Source organism: Herbiconiux daphne (assembly GCF_024979295.1).
Classification (GTDB): domain Bacteria; phylum Actinomycetota; class Actinomycetes; order Actinomycetales; family Microbacteriaceae; genus Herbiconiux; species Herbiconiux daphnes.
In genome coordinates this window covers 1-734 of sequence record NZ_JANLCJ010000352.1, presented here as the reverse complement: position 1 = coordinate 734, position 734 = coordinate 1, and the positions used below count along the sequence as shown (strand labels likewise).

The window sequence follows — 734 nt, the reverse complement described above, 5'->3', positions numbered from 1 at the left end:
AATTGACTGACGGTCAAAGCTACGACCAAGATGTTTTCCACCAACCAAAAGTAAGCGCGAAATTCTTCAATTCAAAAACTACTTTTGAAATTGCCGTTTCTTTCACTGAAAAACAAGTTAAAGAATCTTTCAATAGTGCTACAGAATTGAACTCTTTCTTGTCTATGATTTCTACCACTGTTCAAAACGCTTTGACGGTTTCTATTGACGCTTTAATTGAGCGGACTATTAACAACTTAATCGGTTGTACTTTAGCTAAAGGAATCGGTAGCGGAACAGCCGGCGCGATTACTATTGACCTTAAAAAATCAAGCCCTATTGCGGTTAACTTACTGAAACTTTACAATGATTCGGTACCTACTGCACAAGCGGTTAAAAAGGCAAATGCCTTGAGTGATTTCCATTTCTTGCGTTTCGCGGTTGCTACGATTAACCAATATCAAGCACGCTTAACAAAAATTTCCGAACTATTCAATATCGAGGGAACTAAGAAATTTACGCCGTTGGCAAACCAGATTTTATTAGTTCACGCTGATTTCAAATCTAGCGCGGAAGTTATCGTTGACGCGGATATGCAAAACAAAGAAATTACTCAATTAACAAGTAACGCGGACGTTGTTCCTTACTGGCAAGGTACCGGTAAAGATTACGCGTTTGGCTCTACTTCAAAAGTCAACGTTAAAACCTCTACTGGTGAAACAATCGCCGCTGACGGAATTGTTGCCGTTCTTGCT

1 protein-coding gene is annotated in these 734 nt (G+C 39.5%); it reads left to right on the top strand.

Annotation, left to right across the window (positions count from 1 at the left end; translation table 11 throughout):
* Nucleotides 1-734, top strand: a 734-nt coding sequence (locus N1032_RS25185) for a phage major capsid protein (RefSeq protein ID WP_259543311.1), incomplete at both ends; no start/stop codon positions are given.